The sequence below is a fragment of the Flavobacterium xueshanense genome (assembly GCF_900112975.1).
Lineage (GTDB): Bacteria > Bacteroidota > Bacteroidia > Flavobacteriales > Flavobacteriaceae > Flavobacterium > Flavobacterium xueshanense.
This window is the reverse complement of sequence record NZ_FONQ01000003.1, coordinates 168586-194842: the sequence shown is the minus strand read 5'-3', so window position 1 is coordinate 194842 and position 26257 is coordinate 168586. Positions and strand designations below refer to the sequence as shown.

The following is a 26257-nucleotide window of genomic DNA, read 5'->3' as shown; positions in this document are numbered from 1 at the left end:
TATATTTGAATAAAATTCACAGTCATGATTGTTAGAGATTTAACCCCAGTAATAAAGAATAATTTAGATAAAGGAAAAGTTATCGTCTTGATAGGCCCGCGTCAAGTAGGTAAAACTACATTGGTGAATTCTTTGTTGAGAGATATTCCGTTTCTGTTTCTTGATGGCGATGATGCAGTTGTGTCAGATACTTTAGCAAATGCAAATACAGAAACCTTAAAAAATATTATTGCGAATTATAAATATGTCTTTATTGATGAGGTGCAACGCATTCCTAATATTGGTTTGAAATTAAAGATTATTGTTGATCAAATCAAAAATGTACATGTAATTGTTAGCGGCTCTTCAGCTTTTGATATTAATCATGTTACCCAAGAGCCATTGACTGGTCGAAAATTTGAATACCGATTGTACCCCATTTCATGGAGTGAATTTGAAAGTAATGTAGGGTTTATAAAAGCGCAACAACAATTGGAGTTGCGGTTGCTTTATGGAATGTATCCTGATGTCATAAACAACTTTGGGAATGAATATGAAATTTTAAAAAATCTTGTTTCCAGTTACTTATTTAAAGATGTTTTGAGCTTAGCGGGCATTAGGAAATCAGAAGTTTTAGAGAAAATTTTACAGGCATTGGCCTTTCAGGTTGGCAGTGAGGTCAGCTATAATGAAATTGCACAATTAGTTGGTGTGGATAAAAATACAGTTAATAATTATATAGATTTGCTGGAGAAAGCTTTTGTAATTTTCAGATTGAATAGTTTTAGTAAAAACTTAAGAAATGAAATAAAAGCGAATAGAAAAATCTATTTCTACGACAATGGTGTTCGAAATATGTTGATTGGAAATTTCAATTCTTTAGAATTTCGTCAAGACAAAGGCGCTATATGGGAAAATTTTTTAGTTTCGGAGCGACTTAAGAAGCTTTCTTATACCCAAAGTTTGTCAAAACCTTATTTTTGGAGAACTACTCAGCAACAGGAAATAGATTATGTCGAAACTAATGCTGATGCGGTAAGTGCTTTTGAATTTAAATGGTCTTCAAATAAAAAAACCAAATTACCCAAATCATTTCAAGATGCCTATCAACCAAGTTTTCTAGTAATAAGTAAAGAGAATTTCAGGGAATTTTTGAAATAATGTTATTTTTTTGGCTGTAAACATCCCTATTGTTTACTGGTTGTCATTGCTTACTTTCAGAAAAAGCTTTCAATACTTTGTTTCTTTCGAGAATAAAATTAATCATGTGATTTTTTAGAAACAAAAAATCAAACAATTCACCAAAGATACCATAGGGAACTTCGTAAAATACTTTGTCTTTCATTACGGTTAGTCCATTTTTTTCGTAAAAAATATGTTCATGTCGGAAGGATTTGAATTTTCCTTCCTCCATCTCATCCACAAAATAATCATACTGATTCATTGCTGTTATTCGGCTTTTGTGCGTCAGATAAAAACCAAAATGTTTCCCGCGCCAAGTCACCGTTTGGTTGTAATTTATCAATCCAGAAGTGACTCCGTCAATGGCTGTTTCGTTTGTAGGACTGGCAGATTTTTGGTGAAAATCGATGTCTCTGGAAATGTCAAAAACAGTTTGTATGGGAGCTTTTATTTTGGTCCTAATTTTTATTTTGGTCATTACATTTGTATTTTTCGTTTGTCTTCAATTGTAATTTTTGAGCCAATGGCCAGAAATACAGATGTAGGTTTTAAATCCTTGATAAAAGCAAATTCTTTTCCGTAAACACCTTCAAAATCAATTACTGACTCGTTCTTAATTACTTCAAATTGTTGCCATCTGGGATGCGTGACTTGGTATTCAAAAGTTGCATTTTCGTTAATTTTGGTATAGCCAAAATAATGCTCCGTGATAAACTCAGCTTCGGAATCGGGTTCAATTGTAACTGGATCTATATTGGTTTCTACATGAATAGTATTCCAGTTATTGTTTACCTTCCATTGGTACGTAAATTCTCTGGAGTTTTCATTCACTTTCAAAGTATGTTTCATCGGTAGCGTTCTATAATGCTCATTGTAAAACGTATTTGCAACAAGTGTAATAGCGTGTTTTGGAACAATTTCGCTGATAAAAACCGCACCTCTTTTCCATACTCCATTTTCTAATCGTCTCACATAAAAGCGAAGATTTACCTCTTCAAAATCAGAATGAAAAGGTATTTTCATTCCCAAAACGCGCACGTTTTCAAATAGGAATCCAATAAAACTAACATAACATTTGCCGTTCCAGAAATCTATTTCTGTTCCTTTTGGGACATATTTTTGCAGAATTTCCGGATTGACTTCGTAATTAATCAATGCTAAATTATTCCATTCGGCTTTTAAAAAACTCATATTTCATTGGATTTTAATTTTTTGTACGTATACTGAAAATCTATCAAAAAACCCGAAACCTATTACTTCGGTTTTTATAATATTTAGAATTAAATCAATCCAGCTCTTCTCAATAATGCTTCCGGTTTTGGTTCTTGTCCTCTAAAACGTTTGTACAAAATCATCGGGTGTTCTGTTCCGCCTTTCGAGAGTACGTTTTCTTTGAACTTGGTTGCGACTTCTTTATTGAAAATACCTTTTTCCTGAAAATATTCAAAAGCGTCAGCATCCAGCACTTCGGCCCATTTATAACTGTAATAACCGGATGAATAGCCGCCTTGAAAAATGTGGGAGAAAGAAGTACTCATTGCATTTTCCTTTACATCAGGATACAATTGTGTGGCTGCAAATTGTTCAGTTTCAAAAGCTTTTATGTCTTTGATGTTCGAAGGATCTTCAGCGTGCCATGCCATGTCTAATAATCCAAAACTCAATTGACGCATCGTTGCAATTCCTTCCTGGAAACTCGCGCTTTCTTTAATTTTATGGACTAATTCCATCGGAATTATTTCGCCAGTTTCATAATGATACGCAAACAAAGCTAAAGCTTCCGGTTCATAACACCAGTTTTCAAGAATCTGACTTGGTAATTCCACAAAATCCCAGTACACAGAGGTTCCAGATAAACTTGGATACGTGGTGTTGGCTAACATGCCGTGCAACGCGTGACCAAATTCATGAAACAAAGTTGTTACTTCGTTAAAAGTTAGTAAGGATGGTTTTGTTTCGGTAGGTTTCGTAAAATTACACACAATAGAAATATGAGGTCTTTCGTTAATTCCTTTTTTAATATATTGCGATTTAAAAGAAGTCATCCAAGCACCGTTTCGTTTGCCTTTTCTTGGAAAGAAATCAGCATAAAAAACAGCAACCAGTTGGGCGTTTTCATCTTTTACTTCGTACGTTTTTACTTCTTCATGGTATTTATCTACTTGGTAAATTTCTTCGAAAGTGATTCCGTATAATTTTTGCGCTACTGCAAAAGCACCGTCCAAAACTTTTTCTAATTGAAAATACGGTTTCAGTATTTCATCATCCAAGTTGAATAATTGCTGCTTCAATTTCTCGGAGTAATAGGCGCCGTCCCATTTCTCGAGTTGTTCGATTCCGTGTAACTCTTTTGCGAAAGCGTTTAATTGTGCAAATTCTTTCAAAGCTGCCGGTTTGGCTTTTTCCAATAAATCATTCGAGAATGTTTTTACTTTCTCCGGACTTTCTGCCATTCGTTCTTTAAGCACAAAATGAGCATGAGTACCGTAACCTAAAACTTGCGCTCTGTCAAAACGCAATTTGGCAATTTTCAATACGATTTCCTGATTGTCAAATTCGTTGTTTTGAAAACCTTTGGCACCAAAAGCAATTACTATTTTCTTGCGCAATTCGCGATTGTCAGCGTACGTCACAAACGGAACATAACTTGGGTAATCTAAAGTAAAAACCCAGCCTTCTTTTTCTTGGCTTTTAGCCAAAGAGCGAGCGGCTTCGATAATTCCTTCCGGTAAGCCAGCTAAATCTTCTTTGTTTGTAATATGTAATTGATAGGCTTGCGTTTCGGCCAATACATTTTCGCCAAACTGCAAACTCAATTTCGATAATTCTTTGTCAATTTCTCGTAATTGATTCTTTTTGTCTTCCGGTAAGTTTGCTCCGTTTCTGGAAAAGCTTTTGTATTTTTTGTCCAAAAGCGTGGTTTGTTCCGGATTGAGATTTAGTTTTTCTCGATGCTCATAAACGGTTTTTACTCGAGCGAATAAATCAGGATTAAGGCGAACATCATTTCCAAATTCAGATAATAACGGGGAAACTTCCTGAGCGATTTTTTGAATTTCGTCATTCGTTTCTGCTGAATTCAAATTGAAAAAAATGCTTGAGATTCGGTCTAAAACATCGCCGCTGAATGCCAATGCTTCAATAGTGTTTTCGAAAGTGGGTTTTATTGGATTTCGTACAATTGCATCGATTTCGGATTTTGCCAATTCGATTCCTTTTTGGAAAGCGGGAAGGAAATCTTCGTTTTTAATTTTCGAAAAAGGTGCTGTATTGTATTTTGTATTGAAATGGTGGGTTAAGATGCTCATTTGTATTTTTGATAAAATAATTCCATGTTTAAAAATATCAAATGTACGGATTTAATAAAAAAAACTAGGTTATCCAAGCAATTGATTCGGTCCAAAATAGCGGAGGTAATTGTGTTATTTAAATGTTATTTATTTCGTTTACCAGTAATAAAGCCCTAAATTGTAAAAAAATGATTGGTTTTGGAAACAATTAAGTAGAATATAAAATTAATAGTAAAAGAAATATGAAGTATCAAATTACAATAAATAGCGCGAATACAGTAGATGAAATTGAGGAATATTGGACAAATGAAGACTACGTCAAACTGTTAGAAAAGTTCGATTATCCGGATGCTGCGGATGCTGATCCTTCCACTTTGAGAGAGTTGTTGTTTATGGCAATAAGCGATTTTGAACCTAGAGACGCCGCTGTTGTCGTATTAGAATATAAGTTGTCAGAAGATTTGAATGAAGGTCAAATTCAACAAATTTCAAATGATATGTTTCTGGATAAAGTTTGCGAAGAATATCCGGAAATAGGATTGCATGCGAAATTGTTTCATATTAATCAATTGCTTTTTAAAGCATACAATGGAAAGTTTCCCAATGCAAAAGCAACAATCGTAACGCTGACAATCGCACCATTAGAAAGTGAAAATGAGATTCAATTGACCAAAGAATATGTGCTTAAATTATTGAGCAAAGGATTGTCTGATGGTAATCTTATCAAAAGATTGTTTGATCACGCGATGAATGAAAACGCTCCTTTCCCAGAAGCAGAGGATGTTTTGTGGGATTTGACAACTACGGATAATTTGAACTATACCATTCTCACTTCAGAATATTGGTTAAATAAGGAGGATATAATCGCTTCGGAATTTGAAGGGATTTTAGAAATACCAGCTGAGGCTGAATGATAAAAGACAGGATTTAAATTTAAAAAAGCTCCGTTATGGAGCTTTTTCTATTTTTGGAGACTTTCAGCAGCGATGTTAACGGCTTCTTTCAATCCTGTTTTATATTTAATGACTTTCTCCAATACACTTTTGTTGTGACTTCCTATGATTTGAGCGGCAAGAATTCCGGCGTTTTTAGCACCGTTAAGCGCAACTGTTGCAACGGGAACTCCGCCTGGCATTTGAAGAATGGACAAAATACTGTCCCAACCATCAATGGAATTACTTGATTTTATAGGAACGCCAATTACAGGAAGTGGCGACATTGAAGCGACCATTCCAGGCAAATGTGCAGCGCCGCCAGCACCAGCAATAACAACCGATATGCCACGGGTGTGTGCATTTTGGCTGAAATCAAATAATTTTTCAGGTGTTCTGTGTGCCGAAACGATATCGACTTCTATTTCTATATCGAATGCTTTTAGGATATCTATGGCTTCTTGCATGATAGGCATATCGGATATGCTTCCCATTATTACGGCTACTTTCATTGTTTTTTTCGTTTAAAGTTTAAAGTTGCAAACTGCGACTGACCACGGATTACTATTTACTGACCACTGATTACTCGAATCGTATTCTTCACCTCTTCAGCAATTCTTCGTGCTTCGTTGATGTCTTCATTTACGATGGTGACGTGTCCCATTTTTCTAAAAGGACGCGTTTGTTTCTTCCCGTAAATGTGTGGTGTTACACCATTCCATCCTAATATTTTTTCGATATTTTCATAAATCACATCTCCAGAAAATCCTGCGGAACCGACTAAGTTTACCATAATTCCAGCGACTTTACTATCCGTATTTCCCAAAGGCAAATCAAGAATAGCACGTAGATGGTTTTCAAATTGGGACGTATAACTGGCTTCAATAGAATAATGACCCGAATTATGAGGGCGTGGAGCCACTTCATTCACGAGGATTTCATCATCTTCGGTCTGAAACATTTCAACGGCTAATAATCCCACATGATTGAATTTCTCGGAAACGTTCAATGCTATTGCTCGAGCTTTTTCGGCTACTTTGTCGTTAATTCGAGCAGGACAAATCACATATTCCACTTGGTTGGCTTCCGGATGAAATTCCATTTCCACGACAGGATACGTTTTTATTTCACCGGAAGGATTGCGACAAACAATAACGGCCAATTCATTTTTGAACGGAACCATTTCTTCGGCAATGCATTCAACATTAGCTAAATTATCCAAATCTGAAATATGCCGAATCACTTTTACACCATTTCCATCATAACCAAATTCGGTACATTTCCATACAAACGGCAGTTTTGTTTTTGAATCCAATATAGAAACAACTAGACTTTTAAGATCGTCAAAACGTTTGTAATTGGCGGTTGGAATAGTATGTTTAATGTAAAAATCTTTCTGTATTCCTTTATTTTGAATCAGTTTCAACGTTTTTGGCGATGGATATACTTTCAATCCTTCTTTCTCTAGTTTTACCAAAGCATCCAGATTTACCAGCTCAATTTCGAAAGTCAAAACGTCCACTTTTTTACCAAAATTATAAACCGTTTCAAAGTCCATTAAGTCTCCTTTGAAAAATTGGTCACAGGCAATTTTGCAAGGTGCTTGGTCACTTGGATCCAGGACGTAGGTTTGTATGTCGAATTTCCGGGTATCAAACAACAGCATTTTGCCCAGCTGTCCGCCACCGAGAATTCCTAATTTGAAATCAGAAGAAAAATAATTCATTGTGTAGTTGTATGTTTAAGCAAAGATACTTTATAATGATTGAATTGGAAAATGCTATTTTATTTTCTTCGGAATTTCCCTTGTGACTTTTGTGATTGTTAATACTTTTTAGGGTACTTTTTTATGAAATTTACTTAAAAATACAAATTAATGCCCAAGTATCAATTCACAAATCCGAATTCTATATCTTTGCACATTATTTTAAATACAAAAATAATGATACAACTTCTCGATAAACAATTTGTTCCGTTTATTTCTGCTAAAGAAATAGAATTTGCCTTGACAAAAATGGTTGCCCTGATAGAAGACGATTTTGCTGATGAAATACCAGTATTTGTAGGTGTTTTGAATGGTGCTTTTATGGTTGTTTCTGATTTTATGAAACTATATAAAAAACCATGTGAAGTGTCTTTTATAAAAATGGCTTCTTATGAAGGAACCTCTTCAACAAACCAAGTGAAACAATTGATAGGACTCAACCAGGATTTGACTGGACGTTCAGTTGTTATTATAGAAGATATTGTAGACACCGGTAACACGTTGGTGGAATTGAAAGAATTATTCAAGCAACAAAATGTAAAACATTTTAAGATAGCGACGCTTTTTTTCAAACCGGAAGCCTACACTAAAAACATTAAAATAGATTACGTTGGAATCCGAATTCCAAATAAATTTATTGTTGGTTTTGGCTTAGATTATAATGGATTAGGAAGAAATTTACCCGAAGTATATAAACTAAAAGAATAACTACACATCACATGACTAACATTGTTTTATTTGGAAAACCAGGAGCTGGTAAAGGAACTCAAGCAGAGTTTTTGAAAGAAAAATATAGATTAAAGCATATTTCCACTGGTGATGTGTTCCGTTTTAATTTGAAAAACGATACAGAATTAGGCAAACAGGCAAGAGTGTATATGGATGCCGGCGATTTGGTGCCGGATGAATTGACTACAAAAATGTTGATTGATGAGGTAAATAAACATCCGGATACTAACGGGATTTTATTTGACGGATATCCAAGAACAATCTCACAAGCCGAAGCATTAGACGCGTTTCTTATTTCAATTGGTTCTAATGTTGCTGCAACAATTGCGCTCGAAGCTGATGATGAAATCTTGATCCAGAGATTATTGGAAAGAGGAAAAACAAGTGGTAGAATAGACGATCAAGATGAAGAAAAAATTAGAAATCGCTATCAGGAATACAATGAAAAAACGGCTCCTTTAATGGAATATTATCAGGAGCAAGGCAAATTTCATGCAGTAAACGGAATTGGTTCAATTGCGGAAATTACCGAAAGGGTAAGTAAAGTGATTGATAATATATAGGAGCAATTCCAGCTGTACATTACAAGTCCTCGATAAAAAAAATATTTTTCTAAGTCATAAAAGGAGCTTCCTTTGGTCGCTCTTTTTTGCCAAGAAAAAGTAATTTTTTTATCTCTGGGCTTTTCACTGCCATCAGGGCTAAATGATAAGGTGGCAAACAACTGTTTTCTAAAAGATAAATTTAGGAATCACATTTCAAGATATAAACGAATTAATTAAAAAATTGGAAATAGTAATAATATTTTTTCTAATACTGCTAAATGGGGTTTTCTCGATGTCAGAAATCGCATTGATCTCAGCACGAAAAAATAGACTGGAAACTGCAGCGAAAAAAGGAAATAAAAGTGCCAGAATCGCTCTGGATTTAGCGAATTCACCAAACAAATTTTTGTCAACCGTACAAATAGGAATTACTTTGATAGGAATTCTTACCGGTATTTATAGTGGAGACAAAATAACGGTCGATGTAGAAACATTTGTAAGTGGCTTTGAGTTTTTAAAACCATACGCACATTCTGTAGCAGTGGGTTTAGTTGTTGTGATATTAACTTTTTTCTCGCTGGTTTTGGGTGAATTGTTGCCAAAAAGAATTGGACTCAACCATCCGGAAGCTATTGCAAAAGCAGTGGCGTTGCCTATGAAAATTGTGTCAATAATCACTGCGCCTTTTATCTGGTTGTTAACTTATTCAACTGATTTTTTATTAAAAATTTTGCAAATAAAACCAACAGCAGACGGAAAAGTTACTGAGGAAGAAATAAAAGCGATTATCAAAGAAGGAACTGAAGGCGGTGAAGTTCAGGAGATAGAACAAGATATTGTGGAGCGTGTTTTTCATATTGGCGACAGAAAAATAAACTCTTTGATGACTCACAGAAAATCAGTGATGTTTTTGCCATTACATTCAAATAAAGACCAGGTTAAGGAATTTATGCTTAAAGAACTGCATTCAATTTATCCGGTTTATGGCGAAAACTATGATGATATTGTTGGGGTTGTTAATCTAAAAAATATTTTTGCACATTTTGAAAATGAAAATTTCAATTTAGCAGATATCATGACCGAAGCTCCTTTCATGATGGAGCAAACGACAGCTTATGTAGCTTTAGAGGATTTCAAAAAAACAGGAATACATTACGCATTTGTCTCTGATGAATATGGCGTTTTTCAAGGTGTAATAACGTTGAATGATATTCTGGAAGCTTTGGTAGGTGATGCTTCTGATTTTTATAAAGATGATTTTCAGTTAATAGAAAGAGAAGATGGAACGTGGTTAGTTGACGGACATTATTCGTTGCACGATTTCTTGACATACTTTGAATTAGATGAATTAATCAATGATTATGAGGTAACAACCGTGAGTGGATTAATAATGACAGAGCTCTCTCATATTCCAAAACAAGGGGAGAAATTAATTTGGCAGAAATTTGAATTAGAAGTTATCGATATGGATGGCGTGAAGATTGATAAAGTGATGGTGAAGGCGATTAAATTATAAAAATAGATGTAAGTTGGAAGTTTGAATTTATTCAAGCTGAAACCTGAAATCTGAAATTAAAAAAAATGACAGAAGGGAATTTTGTAGATTATGTTAAAATATATGTTTCATCCGGTAAAGGAGGAAAAGGATCTACGCACTTGCACAGAGAGAAATTTATTGAAAAAGGTGGACCTGACGGTGGTGATGGTGGTCGTGGAGGCCATGTATATTTAGTGGGAAATAAAGGTCTTTGGACATTGTTTCACTTAAAATTTGCCCGACACATCAAAGCTGGAAATGGTGGAGATGGAAGTGGAGATCGAAGTACAGGTGCTGATGGAGATGACAAATACATTGAAGTACCATTGGGGACTGTTGTAAAAGACAAAGAAACCGGAGAAATATTATTTGAAATCACCGATGATGGTGAAAAACAAATTTTATCTCGAGGTGGAAAAGGAGGTCTTGGGAACTGGCATTTTAGAAGTTCAACAAACCAAACTCCCAGATACTCGCAACCTGGTTTACCTGGAGTAGAAATGGATGTAATTTTAGAATTAAAGGTGCTTGCTGATGTAGGTTTGGTAGGTTTTCCTAATGCTGGAAAATCAACGTTGTTGTCAGTATTGACATCAGCTAAACCAAAAATTGCGGACTATCCTTTTACAACCTTAAAGCCTAATCTTGGAATTGTGGCATACAGAGATTTTCAATCTTTTGTAATTGCGGATATTCCGGGGATTATAGAAGGAGCTGCCGAAGGAAAAGGATTAGGACATTATTTCTTGCGGCATATTGAGCGTAATTCGACTTTACTTTTTCTAGTTCCTGTTGATACGGCAGACATAAAAGCTGAATATGATATTTTAGTAAACGAGTTAACGAAGTATAATCCTGAAATGCTTGATAAAGAGCGTTTGTTGGTGATTTCTAAATGCGACATGCTGGATGATGAGTTGAAAGCAGAATTAAAAACAGACTTAGATATAGCTTTTAAAGATATTCCATATATGTTTATTTCCTCTGTCGCGCAACAAGGTTTGACAGAATTGAAAGATAAATTATGGAAAATGTTGAATGACTAAAAGTATTTAAAAAGTACCATTTGTATAAAAAAAGGGCTTCAAATTTTTGAAGCCCTTTTTATTGATATTAATTACAGATTTGGAATTCTCAAAACCTGTCCTAGATATATTTTATCTGGATCAGAAAGCATTGGTTTATTAACTTCAATAATAACATCAAATTTAGTTGCGTCACCATAATAGGTTTTTGCAATTTTGGATAACTAATCTCCCTCAACTACAGTAAGGTATTTTGATTCTGATTGCTTTACAACTACTTCTATTTGGTTGTCCACTGGCGAAACTCCCTCGACATTAACAACTGCCAAAGCGATTTTTTCAGCATCAGACTGATTGTCAACTTCTCCTTTCAAAGTAACTTTTTCATTTTGTAAAACCACAGTTAAAGTTTTGAAAGGTAAATTTAAAGACTGTACATGAACCGAAAGCGCACTTGCTTTCACAGCTTCTTTCTCTACAACTGGAGCTTCCTCTTCTTCTTTTCCGAATAATTTGGCTCCTGCCGTCTTGATGAATGATAATAGTCCTACAGCTAAAACATTTTAATTAATAAATACTAAGACAATGAAGATCTTTTCTTTTTTCTATTTTTATGACGGTAATTTTGTACAATGTTTTATCAATTGAAAGCTTAAATTAATTGAGGAATTATAGAGAGTAGAATTGCTCTCCCGGGAAAAACATGACGAACTTTTTTTAATTAAATATCGTTACTGTTTTACCATAAACCGAATTCCTTCGGTATGACTGGTAAATTCAGGAGCATACATACTTTGAATAGTTGTAATTCCGTTTGAGAAATCACCACTATTATTTACACGAAGATCATATTCTAAAACATAAGTACCTTTGTTTATTTGGTCAAAAAAGAAATGAGTTGCGGCATCTTTTGTACTTTTATAGAAACCCAATCCGCCTTTATATTGGTATGCTGAAAGTACATCTACAGGTTCAAAACAAGAAGCACGCATGTCTTTTAAATGCACAAATTCCATATCTTCCTTGGCAGAAATCACTAATCGAACGGTAACTAAATCACCAAGTTGAAGCGAATTATTCGAAGTTATTCGTTGCAGTATTTCGCCTTTGTCGGTATTTTTCTTAACATACAATTCTTTAGTAACCGATAGTGCAGCGGTAGAATTGGTTTTTATTTTATCCAAATCTTCAAAGAATTGCCAATAAACACCACCGAAACCAGGAACTTTCGATTTGTTATCGATGGAAATAGTTGCCATATCTTTTTTGATTTCATCTGCCTTCCAGTTAAGTTTTACATAACCTGTTTCGGCTTCTTTTTCGTTTTCGGATAGTTTTCTGGTTAGGATTTTCTCGTTTCCAATTTTGATAATCGTATTGTCTTTCACACTCAACCAATCTGTTCCTTGCATCAATAAAGCATAAATTGCTTCGGTGGTCGATTTTGTCGTGGGCCAGTTTTTAGTTTGTTTGTTTTTGAGTAACCAAACTTTCATGGCATTTACGGATTCATTATCATTTGTAATTTCGGCGAAAGCCTCAATCAGCAAAGCCTGAGTTTCGATAGGCGCTTGATACCAATACCAGCCAGATTTGTTGGCAATCCAATACATTCCCCAATCTTTATTGTTTGAAGCGGTTTCTTTTAGGTTTACCAGAATTTTTTTGGCAGTTTCTTTTTCGCCAAAACGATTTAAGGTCAAGGCCGCCAATCCTTTTTCGTATAAAGAATAAGTCAACCACTCTTTTTTGGCAGTTTCAAGGTACAGTTTAGTTACTTTTTTTAACGTGTCCGAAAGCGGATAAGTTTTCAAATAGAAACTTCGGGTGTATAAATAATGCAAGTCAGTATACGGATTTGACCAAATGAATTTCTCGGTTGCGTTTAATTTTTCCGTTGTGGTTTTGTGATTTTCTAAAAACTTTTGATCCAAAAACGGAATTCCTGTTGCAGTAATTTGTTTAATTTTAACTGCATTATTTTCGGTAGTGCTTAATTTTGAGAGATGTCCCAAACCAGCCAAAATGTGTCGGGTTATGTATTCGTTTTCGGTGCTTCCTTCAAACCAAGCAAATCCTCCCGAATCATTTTGCTTTTGTTTTAACTTCTTGAAAGTAGCTTCTTGTGAAATTTTCATTTTTTCTAAATCAAAAAGCAACGCTACGTTTTTTTTCTTTTCGTCTTCACTTTTCGCATCATTCAGCCAAGGCGTTTCGGCAAGGATTATTGATTTTAATTCCTCGTTTTCTTCCAGTTCCGAATTCAATTTTCCGTTTTTTCTCCAAGTTTCGAATAGATTTGCAATTTTCGGATTACTCGAAATGATTTCCGAAGCCAAAGCATTCGCATAAAATCGGGCAAAGGTTTGTTCCGCACATTCGTGTTCGAATTCCATCAAATAGGGTAGCGATTGAATGGCAATCCAAGAGGGATTTGAAGTGTATTCTAATGTAATCTGATGGTTTCGTAAAGTAGAAGAAGTGTTATTTTTTAGATTCTCGAAAGTGTATTCTTTCTTCGAATTTTCTCGTACCCAAATCGGGATACTTTCGGTAACCAACATATTATTAGTTAAAACCGGAAGTATGTTCTCTTCGCCATCCGAAAAGTTTCCTGCTTTGGCCAAAACTTTATACTGAACGCCTTGCAATCCCTCTGGGATATAAATTTTCCAACTCACGGTTGTATTTCCAAAAGGAGCGATTTTGAAATTTCTTACTGTATTCGCATTTCTCATTTTAGCATCGATTGATTGCATTGTGGTCGCATCAAAAAGTTGCAAGACAGCGATTCCTGTTTTGGCTGTACTTGTAATGTTTGCCACTTTTGCCGTGATGACTATCGAATCTTTTTCTCGGAAAAAACGAGGAAAATTTGGCGTCACCATTAACTCTTTTTGAGTAATGACACTTTTTTCTAAATAACCAGAACCAGCTTCTTTGTTGTGTGCCAATAATCGGAGTTTCCAAGCGGTCAAAGCTTCAGGCGAAGTAAAATTGAAACTTACTTTCCCCTTGGCATCTGTTTTTAGATTCGGATAAAAGAAAGCAGTTTCCGAGAGATTTTTTCTGGCTTTAACTTGAGTCAAGGCTTCTAATGCTTTTTTGGTTGTGATGATAATGACGCCGTTAGCTCCTTTGCTTCCGTATAATGCGGTGGCTTTTTCGGCTTTTAAAATATCAACAGAAATGATATCTGATGGAGAAATTAATTTGAATTGTTCTTCAGTTATTGGTTCGCCATCAACGATATACAAGGCGTTTTTGTAATTACCTGAAATACTTGAGTTTCCTCTAATTGTTATTCCACTGGCTTTTCCTTCTAATTTCATATCTATTCCTGCAGTGTTGTAAATTTGATTGTCCGCTTCTTCTACAACTTCCGGTGTAGCTGCAGTTAAAGATTTCTTTTTTACACTGCTATAACCCACCACCACTACTTCTTCTAGATTATTGTCAGATTCCTCTAACTGAACATCAATTCTGTTGGAAACAATTGCGATCTTTTTAGTTTCAAACCCAATGTAGGAGAACGTTAATTCTTCTCCTACAGCGGCTTCTATTTGATAATACCCATCAAAATCAGTTTGAGTACCACGTTCAATTCCTTCTATAGTAACTCGCGCGCCGGGTAAAGGGTATTTCCCGTCAGTGACAATCCCTGAAATCATTTTTGCATTTAGCGGTTTTTTACTTTTAGTATTTAGCTGTTTTTGATATTCTTTTAGTTGCTGTTTTGTGAAAGAATCGTTGAAGTTGAATCCAAACCACATTAGTTTGGTAGTTTCATCAATAAGTTCGATTCGATTAAAAATTGGATTTAGATTCCGAATGTAACTCGATGTCTTATCAAATCCTAAACCCGTTTTAAAGTTAGCAGAGTTGTAGTTATAGTCATTGAATTTCAATCCATTCCAATCTCTTTTGGCAAACTGATCTAAAGAGCTGTCATACATTGAGGCCAAAACTTCAGCTTCTTTTGAAGTATTAAATGTTTTTAATTGAAACGACCAATTTTCACTGCTTCCGGGTTGTATTTTGTTTCTGAAACTTTCAACTGTGAATTTTAATTTGGATTCTTCTTCCTTGAGGATTACTTCTATTTGGTCGTAGAAAGTTTGATTTTCAAATATACTTTCAAAACCGATCTTCATACTTTTTTCAAATTCTTTTTTTAGTGGGATTTTGACAATAGTTTCGTTATTTTGCAAGTGGAAAGTATTTTCAAAATAAAGGGAACTTTGGTAATTTCCGGTGGTGTTAATATACAGTTCCGGAATAACCGACTTTAATTTTACTAAAACAAAACCATCTTTTTTAGCATCAGTATTAATTTGTTCAGCGACAAATAATTTACTTGAATCGATTTTGTCTTTGCTTTGTATCAATTGGAAATTAGAAATGGTTTCTATTGGATTTTCAAAAGCGTCTTTGGCCGAAAAAACCACTTTATAATTCCCGGATTTGTACTTGGAAATAAAATCTAATGCTATTTTTTTATCTTTTTCAGTATCAATTTTTTTAGAAAAGACCAGAATTTCAGTGAGTTTTAGGTCATTTGGCTTTTTATTGTCTTCGTATGGAAAGGAGCGCTGAAAATCTTCTTTTGAAATAGTTTCAATTTCTGGTTTCGGAAAAACTCTAGATTTAAATTTATTCGAAAAGGGACTCACATAATAGAGTTTAATTTCGACTTTAACAGCTAAAAATTCTCCATTGAGATTGGTGCTGTTTAGTTCAATTTCATTTTTATTTTTGGTTTCAATTCGTTTTGGGATAGTTGCAGTGAGTGTCAAAGAATGGTAGCCAATCCTAACATTTGTTTGGGCTTGGTGCGTTTCGCCATTACTATCAGTAACGGATGCTGTGATATAGTATTCAAAAATGGGTAACTGTTCTTTGGAAGCATTTTCAAAAGGTTTGGCAATGAAATTTATTTCAAATTTTCCCGTAGCATCTGTTTTAGTTTCTCCAACTAAAATAATTTCTGATTTACCGTTTTGGTGGTAATAATAACCATTATTTAAGGTGTAAGGAATGAGTGTGACCTTATAGGCTACTTTTGCATCCGAAATGTTGCTTCCGGAAAAAGCTTTGGCCAATCCATTTACGCTTACTTTTTGATTGACTTGATAGGCATTTTTAAAAGGCTCGAAAGTCACTTCAAATTTTGGGCGTTTATATTCTTCAACTCTGAAAGATATTTCAGAATCATTAAATTCTATATCGTCCCAAAACTGATGTTGGTCATTTGTTTTAACAAAAATAAAATTTTTATTATTGTCGGGTTCATCAGCTGTCATTCTGAAATTTCCTGTCAGTCCACTTTTAGGTAATAAAAATTCTCCGAAAAAGGAGCCGTATTCATTGGTGACCACATCAAATTCTTTGAAAACAGTACCATTTGGGTCTTGAATTGTAATTTTGAAAGATGTTTTTGCAACAACACTCGTTTTGTCTTGTCCTTTCCTAAAAGCAATTCCTTTGTAGTAAACCGTTTGTCCCGGACGGTAAATGGCGCGGTCCAAATAAAATTCGACTTTTCCTTTTGCTTTCTGGTTTTCTATCGTCGCGTAATCATTATAGTAATTCGAGTAACGATTGTTCAACAACAGAGAATCGTTTTCAGTTGTAAATTCAATTAGGTTATAGTTACGGTTGTTATTTTCTTTGAGATACGTTGCTTTGCCATTTTTGTCGGTTAAAATAGTTTGATTTAATAGTGTTATAGAAACATTTTCTATAGGTTTTCCAGTTTTTCTGTCTAACACCTGATAATTTTCTTTTTTATCGTTTTCCGAAGTTAGAACTGTAATATTTGAAACAGTGATAGTTTCATAAGCAAATGCTTTTGAGTTCTTGATAACTGCGTCACTTTCAAAATACACCAAATAACTGCCTGTTTTTAATGGCGGTAAAAGTACTTCAGTGCTGTATTCGAAATAATTATTTTTTTCTTCAACTTCATAGTATTTAGTTGCAATTGCTATTTTGTTTTTAATTATTGCAGATACTAAACTGTCTTTGTTATAAGGGGAGTTTCGGAAGTCTTTTATGTTGTTTTGATCGATTTTAAAGAAAGAAATCGAAATGCGGTTTGTGTTTTTGTACTGAACAAAAGCTCTTGTGATTTCATCACTATAAATGAATTTTTGAAGTTGAATATTCAGTGATTTAGAACTAATATTTTGTTTCTTTTGTAGGGCCAGTTTGTGTGCATTAATACGATTGTTGATGTTGATAATACTGTCGAGAGTTGCAACGGCTTGGATGTTATAATCTGGATGAATTTCTTTTGAGGCATATCTGTTCAGAATAATTGCTTTTTCTAACTGAATATTTTGAGTCAAAATTAGGTCCTTAGATTCTTTTTGAATCGCATTCAAGGACTTCATAAATGTATCAACAGATTCTAATATATAGCTGTTGCAAAATTGAATTCTGTCAAATTGGTTTTCTAAAACGGGAGCGTCTTTTTCTTGTTTCTGATACAATTCAAGCACTTTTTTTAGTTTTTCATTTTTTACAAAAGCAAAATTTAGTTTTAAAAAGGATGCTGAATTTCCTAAAAGTTCTTTTTCATAGGGTAAAAATTCCTTTTTTTGAATTTCCCATTGCTGAATTTGCGGAGTAAGTAACGCAATGTTTTCTTTTAATAAATAGTTAAACAGATTGTCTTTTTTTGTTTTTTCTTCATCACTATAATCAAAAATAAGAAGGTAATTACTCAAGGAAGTTTGTTTTAATATCGCTTCGTCCAGTAGTGTTTTTTCTAAAGCACGATTAATCTGTTCCAAAAAGTCTTTTGAAGTCCATGTTAAAAATTGATTATCAAAACTTATTGTATTTGTTCTGTTGTACAGCAAATAGGAGTTATGCTTTTGATAATCAATCAAGCATTTCGCATAAACTAAATTCAAAATCGCTTTCGTTGGAACTGAAGCTTTATTGATTTCAGTTTTTAAATTGTTTATAATTTTGGTTTGCGCGTTTTCATCCAAGACTTGCAAATATTTTGATTCATAAAAAAAGCATTTGATGATTTGCACCTCGTTTTTATCTCGAGAAGCTTTTTGCTGTATTTTTGAAACTATTTCATTGGCAGATTTAATTTTTACATCATTTTCATATTCAATTACCTTAAGCCAGTTTTTGTCATAATCTTGTCCAAAAATTGAAGTAGAGATGAAAAGGAATAGTAAAAAAATATTTTTCATAATTAGCGTTTAAAATAGTGAAGAAATATTCTCTAATGTGCTTAATTTAATATCAGAAAATATTTCCTACTAAATTACTAATTTTTACTTAAAATCAAATCTAACGTATCATATTTCCCTATTTTTGAAGAATGAAACATATTATTTATTTATTTGTATTCCTACCGGTTATGATGTGGTCTCAATCTGATTTCGATAAAGCAGAAAAGCTATTCAAAGCACAAAAATTTGATCAGGCGCAGTTAGTTTTTGAATCTATTTTAAAGACCAATCCATCAGATTTGAAGACTATTGAATATCTGGGAGATATTGCCGGACATCGTAAATCTTGGGATAAAGCTATTGGGTATTACAAAAAACTCAAGCAGCTGAAACCTTCCGAGGCCGATTATCATTTTAAATATGGAGGAGTTTTAGGCATGAAAGCCAAAGATTCAAACAAGTTTAAGGCGCTTGGAATGATTGATGAAGTGAAAGCTTCCTTTGAAAAAGCCATCAATCTGAATCCAAAACACATTGAATCGCGTTGGGCACTGATAGAGTTATATATTCAATTACCGGGAATAGTTGGCGGAAGCGAATCTAAAGCTATAAAATATTCCAACGAATTATTGCAATTATCACCCGTTGACGGATATTTGTCAAGAGGCCATATTGAGGAATATTTTAAAAGATACAATGTTGCAGAGCAACAATATAAAAAAGCAATTCTTGTAGGAGATTCAAAAACAAGTTATGAAAAGTTAGCTAACTTGTACAAGAACAAAATGCGAGATTCTGAAAAAGCAAAAGCAATATTAGAAACCTACAATAAAAAAAATTAGGACTGATCTTAATTCATCTTGAACTCAACAACCATAAACCAATATTAAAATGCATACACATTTTATAGCTATCGGAGGAAGCGCTATGCACAATCTGGCTTTAGCATTACACAACAAAGGATATCAAGTTACCGGAAGTGACGATGCGATTTTTGAACCATCAAAATCAAGATTAGACAAAAAGGGTATTTTACCACCAGTATTAGGTTGGTTTCCTGAAAAAATAACTAAAGATATCGAAGCTGTAATTCTTGGAATGCATGCCAAAGAAGATAATCCTGAATTATTAAAAGCGCAAGAATTAGGACTGAAAATATATTCGTACCCGGAATTCCTTTACGAACAATCCAAAAATAAAACACGAGTTGTTATAGGTGGTTCTCATGGAAAAACAACTATAACTTCGATGATTTTGCATGTTATGCATTACCATAACATTGCAGTGGATTATATGGTTGGCGCGCAACTGGAAGGTTTCGATACGATGGTGCATCTTACGGAGGAAAATGATTTTATCGTTTTAGAAGGAGATGAATATTTGTCTTCGCCAATTGATCGCAGACCTAAATTTCATTTGTATCAGCCTAACATTGCTTTAATTTCTGGGATTGCGTGGGATCATATTAATGTTTTTCCAACGTATGAAAATTATGTAGAACAGTTTGAAATTTTCATTGGTAAAATTACTAATGGCGGGATTCTCGTTTATAATGAAGATGATACAGAAGTAAAACGAGTTTCCGAAGCTGCAACAAACCCAATTCGAAAATTAGCGTATCATACTCCAAAATATAGCGTTAGCGATGGTGTGACACTTCTAGAAACTCCAGAAGGCGATATGCCTATTGAGGTTTTTGGAGCGCATAATCTTAATAATTTGGCTGGAGCCAAATGGATTTGCCAAAATATGGGCGTTGATGAAGCTGATTTTTATGAAGCGATTGCCAGTTTTAAAGGCGCTTCAAAACGGTTGGAAAAAATAGCCGAAAGCAAAACGAAAGTAGCCTATAAAGATTTTGCACATTCACCAAGCAAAGTGGCTGCAACTACAAAAGCGGTAAAAGAGCAATATCCAAACCGGACTTTAGTGGCTTGTTTAGAATTGCATACGTACAGCAGTTTAAATGCGGAATTCCTGAAAGAATACGAAGGTGCATTGGAATATGCTGATAAAGCAGTAGTTTTTTATTCGCCGGATGCGGTAAAAATTAAACAGCTTGAAGAAGTTACATACGACCAAATTGCAAATGCTTTCAATAGAAAAGATTTAATTATTTATACCAATCCGAAAGATTTCAAAGACTATTTATTCAACTTGAATCTTGAAAATACTGCTTTGCTGTTGATGAGTTCCGGTAATTATGGGGGATTAAACTTTGATGAAGTAAAGGAAGTGATAAAGTAAGTAGTGATATGAGTGATGCTATTATAATTTGTAAAACTACAAGTGAAAATCCGGATTTCATAAATCTCATATCAGCATTAGATAAAAGTTTGTGGGAACGTTATCCGGAATTGAAAGCAGATTATTGGGGAAATAATATTTTGTAATTAAATCCAAATGTCGTTATTATTTATTTGGATAACAAAGCGGTGGCTTGTGGTTGTTTTAAAAAATACAATAAAAATACAATAGAAATAAAACGAATGTTTGTTTCGCCTGAAGCCAGAAGAATGGGTCTAGCGCAAAATATTTTACGTGAATTAGAGCTTTGGGCACATGACTTAGGATATTTATTTTCTGTTTTGGAAACTTTATTAAAACAAAAGGAAGCTATTGCTTTGTATCAAAAAACGGGATATACAATAGTTGATAATTACGAGCCTTACGTGGGTTTAGACAATAGTATTTGCATGGAGAAACAAATTTAAACAACAAGATGAATGGCTGAAAATTCCTTTTTTCCTATTACCAATTGGTCCGAAGATGATAAGCCGCGAGAAAAACTGATGCTCAAAGGCAAAAGTGTTTTGAGTGATGCAGAATTGATTGCCATTTTGATTGGTTCAGGAAGCAGAAACGAGTCTGCGGTTGATTTAAGCAAACGGATTTTGGCAAGTGTAGATAATAATTTGAATGCCTTAGGCAAATTATCTTTGTCGCAGCTCATGCAATTCAGAGGAATAGGGGAGGCGAAAGCAATTTCTATCATTGCAGCTTTAGAATTAGGAAGACGCCGAAGAGGGGAGGATGCAGTGGAATTGAAGAAAATCACTTCGAGTAAAATCATATTTGAAATTATGCAGCCTATTATTGGCGAATTGCCGCATGAAGAATTTTGGATTATCTACATGAATAATTCAAATAAGATCATTTCGAAATCTCAGTTGAGTAAGGGCGGAATCACAGGGACATTGGTTGATGTTCGCATTGTTTTTAAAACGGCGCTCGAAATAGGAGCTACAGCTTTAATCTTGTGTCACAATCACCCTTCGGGAACATTGATTCCCAGTGATGCTGACAAACAGATTACAAGAAAATTAAAATTGGCAGGCGATAATTTAGAAATAAAAGTATTGGATCATCTCATTGTAACTGAAACTAGTTATTACAGTTTTGCAGACGAAGGAATATTTTAAAAATATAAAATGAAACAAACACATATTAAAGACGTTTTTTTTGATCTAGATCATACGCTTTGGGACTTTGATAAAAATTCAGAGTTGACATTCCAAACTATTTTCAATAGAAATCATCCTACAATAGAAACAAAAGAATTTATTGAAAAGTATGTACCGATAAACCAAGAATGTTGGAAGTTGTATCAATATGATAAAATTACCCATCAAGAATTGCGTTACAATCGACTCAAACATTCTTTTGATGCTATAAATTATTCGATTTCCGATGAAGAAATTGATGCAATAGCAAATGATTATATTCGGTTTTTACCGGAGAATAATCATCTTTTTGACGGAACAATGGAACTTTTGGACTATCTGAAACCAAAATATAATTTGCATATTATAACCAATGGTTTTGCCGATGTTCAATTTAAAAAATTAAATAATTCAAAAATTGGTTCTTATTTTCAGACCATTACTAATTCTGAAATGGCAGGAGTAAAAAAACCAAATCCTATAATTTTCGATTACGCTATAGATTTGGCTAAAGCCCAAAAAAAACATAGTATTATGATCGGCGACAGCTTAGATGCAGATGTTCAAGGAGCGTTAGATGCTGGTTTAGACGCTATTTATTTCAATGAAGGGTATATGACTGTTGAAGATCATATCAAACAAATTAATCATTTATTAGAACTTAAAAAATATTTATAATTATGAAAAAGCAATTTTTATTAATAGTATTGTTCGTTGTTAGTTATACTTATTCTCAATCTGTAAACGATTATAAAGCTTTTATTGTTCCAGTTAAATATGATTTTCTAAAAGGAGAAAATCAATATCGTTTAAATACATTAACTAAATTTAATTTGAATAAAGCCGGTTTTAATTCGTTTTATAGTAATGAAAGTATTCCGGTCGAATTTAATGACAGATGTGGTTTGCTATATGTTGATGTTGTAAAAGAGAATAGTTTTTTGACAACTAAACTTACTATAACTATGAGGGATTGTAACAACAAAATTATTTTTCAGTCCGCCGCTGGGAAAAGTAAAGAAAAAGAATATCAAGTTGCCTATACCGAAGCGTTGAATGAAGCATTTCAGTCCGTTTACAATTTGCAGTACAAGTATAGTGGTCAATCGATTACAAAAACTGAATCTGGTAGTGAACTAGAAGTAAGTAAGCCTGTTTCTAATCCTGTAGCTAAAATTGAAAAACCAGTTTTGAATACACCAAAGATTATAAGCAAAACAGACGCTACTTTGCTTTACGCACAGCCCACCGCTAATGGATATCAGTTAATTGATAGTACGCCAAAAGTGATTATGAAAGTTTTTAGCACATCAAATAAGGGCTGTTATATTGCTGTAAAAGGGGATATTCAGGGAGTTTTAATACTAAAAAATAATGAATGGGTTTTCGAATATTATCAAAACGACCAGCTCTGGTCTGAAACAGTAGCGGTTAAGTTTTAGAGTAAAACTTTGTACTTACTAATATAAACAAAAGAATGTATTTAGCAATAAATGCTTTTTTTTTATGGTTTGATTTTAATAACCGTATTTGTTTTTCCATCGGTTTTTTAAGAACTCTCGTGTAATGTTTTCTCTTGAGTTATTTCCAGGAATATAAATGGGATTATTGGATAAGCCTTCTGGCAGGAATTCTTGTTCTGCGAAATTATTGGTGTAATCATGTGCGTATTTATATTCTTCACCATAACCCAATTCTTTCATCAATTTTGTAGGTGCGTTTCGCAGGTGAATAGGTACCGGTAAATCTCCAGTTTGTTTTACAAGTTGTTGCGCAGTTCCAATTGCCAGGTACGAAGCGTTACTTTTAGGAGAAGTTGCAAGGTAAACGGCACATTGACTCAAAATAATTCTACTTTCCGGATATCCGATTGTAGCCACAGCCTGAAAAGTATTATTAGCCATAATAAAAGCAGTTGGATTAGCATTTCCTATGTCCTCACTACTTAGAATTAGCATTCTTCGCGCTATAAACTTGACATCTTCACCACCTTCAATCATTCTCGCGAGCCAGTAAACTGCTCCATTAGGATCACTTCCTCGAATGGATTTTATAAAAGCAGAAACAATGTCATAATGTTGTTCGCCGGTTTTGTCATATAAAACCGTATTTTGTTGTACCAAAGAGAAAACCAGATCATTTGTGATATTAATTTCGTCTTCATTTGACGCATTTACAACAAGTTCAAAAATATTTAATAGTTTACGTCCATCACCGCCGGAAAGTCTCAATAAGGCTTCGGTTTCACTTAAAATAATATTTTTTGTAGATAAATAAGTATCTGTTTTCATCGCACGTTCTAGTAGAGACTCTAAATCCAGTTTGGTGAATGCATTCAAAACATATACTTGACAGCGGGATAGTAATGCAGGAATTACTTCAAAACTCGGGTTTTCTGTAGTGGCGCCGATAAGGGTAATCCACCCTTTTTCTACCGCAGCTAACAGGGAATCTTGTTGCGATTTACTGAAACGATGAATTTCATCAATGAATAAAATAGGATTTCTAGAAGTAAATAAACCACCGCTTTGCTTCGCTTTTTCAATCACTTCGCGAATGTCTTTAACACCCGAATTGATAGCACTCAAAATATAAAATGGTCGTTTTGATTCCTGTGCAATAATTTGTGCTAAAGTAGTTTTTCCAGTTCCCGGTGGTCCCCAAAAAATTAAGGAAGGGATAATTCCTTTTGCAATTTGTTGTGTCAATGAGCCACTTGGTCCAACCAAATGGGATTGACTGATGTAGTCTTCTAATTTTTGTGGTCGTATTCGTTCCGCAAGTGGTGCTTCCATAATGTAAAATTACTGTTTTTTTAATTTGAAACAGTTTGCGTTTGTGAAAGTTTATTTTTTTAGGAGCTATTTCCAGCTCTACACTATATCTTTTATTTCTTGTTGAAATAACAAAATATAAAAGGATGCCGTTTCTATCTGGGCTAGGCTGTTGTTTAAAAATACCTTTTCAGTTTAAATATGACAAAATAGCATTAAATTATTTTTGGACAAGTATTTGAAATAGAGGTAAAGTATAAAATTGCTCGTTACTCATGGACAAACATTTTAAATTGACGAATTTAGTGATTGGACTGCCTCTTTTTTTTGTGGTAGTATTGTGGTTTGTCTTTTGGCTCGAAATCCGATTTGATTTTGACTTTGTTCAAAACGGTATTTACCCTCGAACATTTTCAGGTTTACAAGGGATTATTTTTAGTCCGTTCATTCATGCGGACATGAAACATTTGAACAACAACACTTTTCCGTTATTGATTCTTTTAGCAGCCTTACAATTTTTTTATGCAAAACAGTCGCTGCAAGTTATTGTTTACGGAATTATTCTGTCAGGCTTTATTACTTGGATTATCGGTAGAGATAATTATCATATTGGTGCAAGCGGATTAATATATGTGCTTTTTAGTTTTGTTTTTTTTAAGGGAATCCAAACTAAGTATAATCGTCTTACCGCATTGTCACTTGCCGTTATTGTTGTGTATGGCGGATTGGTTTGGTATATTTTTCCAACACCAACTGTGCGAGGTGAAAATTCTATTTCTTGGGAAGGACATTTGGGAGGGTTATTGACAGGATTCCTTCTTTCGTTGATTTATAAAACTCCTGAGTATAAAAAAATCATTAAATATGATTGGGAACATGCAGAATTCGATTCTTCAGAAGATAAATTTATGCAACGTTTTGATGCCAGTGGAAACTTTGTTAATTTACCAAAAGTTGAGGAGGTTGAAGAACAACAACAGGAATTGTCAACGTATTATACTTCCATTTTTCAGGTAAATTATGAAGTTGTTAGAAATGAAAAAAATGAATTAAAACCGAAGTCATAATTCATTTTAGAAGAAATTGTTATAATAAAATTTTTAAGATCGTTGTCTTACTGCTTCGTACAAGAAAGCTCCACAAGCTACCGAAACGTTTAATGATCCAATGGTTCCAAACATTGGAAGTTTAGCCTTTTCGTCAACAATTTTTAGAACCGATGGGTTCACACCACGATCCTCTGAGCCCATGATGATAGCAACAGGTTCATTCAAAGAAATGTCATAAATATTCTGATCCGTTTTCTCAGTGGCCGCAACGGTTTTTATACCACTAGCCTGCAATAAGAAGATAGCGTCTTTGATGTGTTCTACTTTACAAATTGGAATATTAAAAACTGCTCCCGCAGATGTTTTTACCGTATCACCATTCACAGGGGCTGAACCCGCTTTTTGAACGATGATTCCATTTACTCCTGTACACTCAGCCGTTCTTATGATAGCACCAAAATTACGGGCATCTGATATTTGATCCAAAATCAAAAACAAAGGTTTTTTTCCGTTTTCATGTACTGATTCGATCAAAGATTCCAAATCAAAAAAAGAAATAGGAGAGATAGTAGCTACTGCACCTTGATGGTTGTTAGGCGTAAGTCTGTTTAATTTTTCTACAGGAACATAGGAAAAGTTGATGTTTCCGCGCTTCATCACTTTCATTAAGTCTTTCATTAGTTCGCTGCTTGCTTCCTTTTGAATATAAACTTTGTCTACCGTTGCGCCTGCTTGTATTGCTTCAATTATTGCTCTAATCCCAAATATTTGATGTTCTTTTTCCATGATGCAAAGCTAAGTAAAATGT

General features: G+C 34.1%; 23 protein-coding genes. 14 read left to right on the top strand and 9 right to left on the bottom strand.

The genetic code is table 11. The features are described from left to right. Positions 1-24: 24 nt before the first annotated feature. A complete protein-coding gene (locus BMZ76_RS05395) occupies positions 25-1140 on the top strand; it encodes an ATP-binding protein (RefSeq protein WP_091203692.1) in 1116 nt (371 codons plus the stop codon). 43 nt (positions 1141-1183) lie between these two features. Here BMZ76_RS05395 and BMZ76_RS05390 read toward each other — a convergent pair whose 3' ends face one another. The 3 genes from BMZ76_RS05390 to BMZ76_RS05380 form a co-directional block, all read right to left on the bottom strand. Then, complete coding sequence (locus tag BMZ76_RS05390; RefSeq protein ID WP_091203691.1) at positions 1184-1639, bottom strand: SRPBCC family protein; 456 nt, start codon at positions 1637-1639, stop codon at positions 1184-1186. Continuing rightward, positions 1639-2352 (bottom strand): YqjF family protein, encoded by a 714-nt coding sequence (locus tag BMZ76_RS05385; RefSeq protein WP_091203690.1) that lies wholly within the window; start codon positions 2350-2352, stop codon positions 1639-1641. Before BMZ76_RS05385 ends, BMZ76_RS05390 begins: the two co-directional genes overlap by 1 nt. Positions 2353-2441: 89 nt before the next feature. Next, positions 2442-4469: a M3 family metallopeptidase gene (locus tag BMZ76_RS05380; RefSeq protein WP_091203689.1), complete on the bottom strand. Its 2028-nt coding sequence runs from the start codon at positions 4467-4469 to the stop codon at positions 2442-2444. Positions 4470-4693: 224 nt separating this feature from the next. Here BMZ76_RS05380 and BMZ76_RS05375 point away from each other — a divergent pair, with 224 nt between their 5' ends. After that, positions 4694-5365 carry a hypothetical protein gene (locus tag BMZ76_RS05375; protein WP_091203688.1) on the top strand — a complete coding sequence of 224 codons (672 nt, stop codon included), beginning with the start codon at positions 4694-4696 and terminating at the stop codon, positions 5363-5365. A 47-nt stretch (positions 5366-5412) separates the two neighbouring features. Here the strand turns inward: BMZ76_RS05375 and purE are convergent, their stop codons facing one another. Both purE and BMZ76_RS05365 read right to left on the bottom strand, forming a co-directional pair. After that, complete coding sequence (gene purE / locus BMZ76_RS05370; RefSeq protein WP_091203687.1) at positions 5413-5895, bottom strand: 5-(carboxyamino)imidazole ribonucleotide mutase; 483 nt, start codon at positions 5893-5895, stop codon at positions 5413-5415. A gap of 56 nt (positions 5896-5951) precedes the next feature. After that, positions 5952-7109: a 5-(carboxyamino)imidazole ribonucleotide synthase gene (locus BMZ76_RS05365; RefSeq protein WP_091203686.1), complete on the bottom strand. Its 1158-nt coding sequence runs from the start codon at positions 7107-7109 to the stop codon at positions 5952-5954. A 216-nt stretch (positions 7110-7325) separates the two neighbouring features. On the opposite strand from BMZ76_RS05365, the gene hpt reads away from it, so the two are divergent. The 4 genes from hpt (at position 7326) to obgE (ending at position 11005) form a co-directional block, all read left to right on the top strand. Beyond that, complete coding sequence (gene hpt / locus BMZ76_RS05360) at positions 7326-7856, top strand: hypoxanthine phosphoribosyltransferase (protein ID WP_091203685.1); 531 nt, start codon at positions 7326-7328, stop codon at positions 7854-7856. Between the two features lie 11 nt (positions 7857-7867). Beyond that, entirely contained in the window at positions 7868-8440 is a 573-nt protein-coding gene (locus BMZ76_RS05355; protein WP_091203684.1) for an adenylate kinase, read from the top strand. Between the two features lie 223 nt (positions 8441-8663). Next, entirely contained in the window at positions 8664-9938 is a 1275-nt protein-coding gene (locus BMZ76_RS05350) for a hemolysin family protein (RefSeq protein ID WP_091203683.1), read from the top strand. Positions 9939-10003: 65 nt separating this feature from the next. After that, positions 10004-11005, top strand: a complete 1002-nt coding sequence (gene obgE / locus BMZ76_RS05345; RefSeq protein ID WP_091203682.1) for a GTPase ObgE — start codon at positions 10004-10006, stop codon at positions 11003-11005. A 203-nt stretch (positions 11006-11208) separates the two neighbouring features. On the opposite strand, the gene BMZ76_RS16375 is transcribed toward obgE, so the two are convergent. Continuing rightward, a complete protein-coding gene (locus tag BMZ76_RS16375; protein ID WP_317615051.1) occupies positions 11209-11448 on the bottom strand; it encodes a BON domain-containing protein in 240 nt (79 codons plus the stop codon). A gap of 267 nt (positions 11449-11715) precedes the next feature. Next, positions 11716-18201, bottom strand: a complete 6486-nt coding sequence (locus tag BMZ76_RS05335) for an alpha-2-macroglobulin family protein (RefSeq protein WP_091203681.1) — start codon at positions 18199-18201, stop codon at positions 11716-11718. A gap of 131 nt (positions 18202-18332) precedes the next feature. On the opposite strand from BMZ76_RS05335, the gene BMZ76_RS05330 reads away from it, so the two are divergent. Genes BMZ76_RS05330 through BMZ76_RS05305 form a run of 7 tightly spaced genes read left to right on the top strand, consistent with a single transcriptional unit; the run spans position 18333 to position 23068 of the window. Then, entirely contained in the window at positions 18333-19025 is a 693-nt protein-coding gene (locus tag BMZ76_RS05330; RefSeq protein WP_091203680.1) for a tetratricopeptide repeat protein, read from the top strand. Positions 19026-19074: 49 nt separating this feature from the next. Continuing rightward, positions 19075-20430, top strand: a complete 1356-nt coding sequence (locus BMZ76_RS05325; RefSeq protein ID WP_091203679.1) for a UDP-N-acetylmuramate--L-alanine ligase — start codon at positions 19075-19077, stop codon at positions 20428-20430. A gap of 8 nt (positions 20431-20438) precedes the next feature. Beyond that, the gene (locus BMZ76_RS16095; protein WP_244281753.1) at positions 20439-20576 is read left to right on the top strand and encodes a hypothetical protein; all 138 of its coding nucleotides are present in this window, start codon (positions 20439-20441) and stop codon (positions 20574-20576) included. A gap of 18 nt (positions 20577-20594) precedes the next feature. Then, the gene (locus BMZ76_RS16090) at positions 20595-20897 is read left to right on the top strand and encodes a GNAT family N-acetyltransferase (protein WP_317615054.1); all 303 of its coding nucleotides are present in this window, start codon (positions 20595-20597) and stop codon (positions 20895-20897) included. A 12-nt stretch (positions 20898-20909) separates the two neighbouring features. Continuing rightward, the gene (gene radC / locus BMZ76_RS05315) at positions 20910-21605 is read left to right on the top strand and encodes a RadC family protein (RefSeq protein WP_091203678.1); all 696 of its coding nucleotides are present in this window, start codon (positions 20910-20912) and stop codon (positions 21603-21605) included. A 9-nt stretch (positions 21606-21614) separates the two neighbouring features. Beyond that, positions 21615-22304: a YjjG family noncanonical pyrimidine nucleotidase gene (locus tag BMZ76_RS05310; RefSeq protein ID WP_091203677.1), complete on the top strand. Its 690-nt coding sequence runs from the start codon at positions 21615-21617 to the stop codon at positions 22302-22304. Positions 22305-22306: 2 nt separating this feature from the next. Next, on the top strand, positions 22307-23068 hold the full coding sequence (locus BMZ76_RS05305; protein WP_091203676.1) for a hypothetical protein: 762 nt from the start codon (positions 22307-22309) through the stop codon (positions 23066-23068). A 75-nt stretch (positions 23069-23143) separates the two neighbouring features. Here BMZ76_RS05305 and BMZ76_RS05300 read toward each other — a convergent pair whose 3' ends face one another. Continuing rightward, positions 23144-24421 carry a replication-associated recombination protein A gene (locus tag BMZ76_RS05300; RefSeq protein ID WP_091203675.1) on the bottom strand — a complete coding sequence of 426 codons (1278 nt, stop codon included), beginning with the start codon at positions 24419-24421 and terminating at the stop codon, positions 23144-23146. A 254-nt stretch (positions 24422-24675) separates the two neighbouring features. Here BMZ76_RS05300 and BMZ76_RS05295 point away from each other — a divergent pair, with 254 nt between their 5' ends. Then, entirely contained in the window at positions 24676-25467 is a 792-nt protein-coding gene (locus BMZ76_RS05295; RefSeq protein WP_091203674.1) for a rhomboid family intramembrane serine protease, read from the top strand. A 33-nt stretch (positions 25468-25500) separates the two neighbouring features. Here BMZ76_RS05295 and rlmB read toward each other — a convergent pair whose 3' ends face one another. Further along, on the bottom strand, positions 25501-26235 hold the full coding sequence (rlmB, locus tag BMZ76_RS05290) for a 23S rRNA (guanosine(2251)-2'-O)-methyltransferase RlmB (protein ID WP_091203673.1): 735 nt from the start codon (positions 26233-26235) through the stop codon (positions 25501-25503). Positions 26236-26257 lie beyond the last annotated feature (22 nt).